General features: G+C 64.5%; 1 protein-coding gene. It reads right to left on the reverse strand.

Going from position 1 to position 849, the window contains the following annotated elements; translation table 11 throughout:
* A partial coding sequence (locus PX554_RS26525) for a strawberry notch C-terminal domain-containing protein (RefSeq protein WP_275505042.1) occupies positions 1-748 on the reverse strand: 748 nt, incomplete at its 3' end.
* Positions 749-849: the final 101 nt, after the last annotated feature.

An 849-nucleotide genomic window follows, 5' to 3' on the forward strand; every position in this document is an offset into this window, starting at 1 on the left:
GCGGATGTCGGGAAATACCGCGCCGTTCGGCTCGAGGGGCCGGGCGACCTCCGACTGTCGGGATCGTCATGGAAGCGGTGCCGCCGACGTCCGAAAAGGCGAGAATGGACTTGTGCGCGGCCATGAACGCCTTCAACTCGGCGACGTTGCCGCGCGCCGAGCGGCGTTCGATGCGCTGCACGCCGCTCGCATCGGTGACCACGCGGCGCTTGCGGCCGGTGACCTCGGCGAGAACATCGGTGCCGAAATGGCGGATCAGGCCGTCGAGCGCGCCCGGGATCGCCGGCAAGGCACAGAGCTGTTCAATGAGATCGTCGCGCGCGCGAACGGCTTCCTGCGAATGGACGGCATTGCCATCCTCGTCGACCATCAGCTCGGAACGGGGTTCGCCGTCGGTCCCTTTGAACACCCGCATCTGTCGCGTGGGAAAGGCGGTTTCGAGGTACTGGATGAGGATCTCGCGCGGACTGAGTTCTATTTCGAGGGTTTCCCGCTCGTCGGGGGAGAGCCGCGCCAGCTGGCGTTCCAACATCGCCTCGGTCGTGGTGACGAGCTGGACCAGCACATGGCGTTCGGCGGCCAGGTCCTGCTCGATCGCGTCGATCAGGGTCGGCAGCTTCATGCCGATCAGGAGCTGGTTGAAGAAGCGCTGCTTGGAGGATTCGAACCGCGAGAGCGCGGCGCCCTTGGCGTTTGAGTTCAGCGTCCTTCCCGAGATGCGGTCGACGATGTTGGTCGCCGCGAGCACCTTTTCGAGATTGCGATGGACGATCGCTTATCGCGAGGAAGCGGTAATGCGGAGGAGCGCGGCGTAACCGGCGAATTCCCATGATAGTGTGCGCAGTTGCT

This window comes from Sphingomonas pollutisoli, from assembly GCF_029167165.1.
In the GTDB taxonomy this organism is placed as follows: Bacteria; Pseudomonadota; Alphaproteobacteria; order Sphingomonadales; family Sphingomonadaceae; genus Sphingomonas; species Sphingomonas pollutisoli.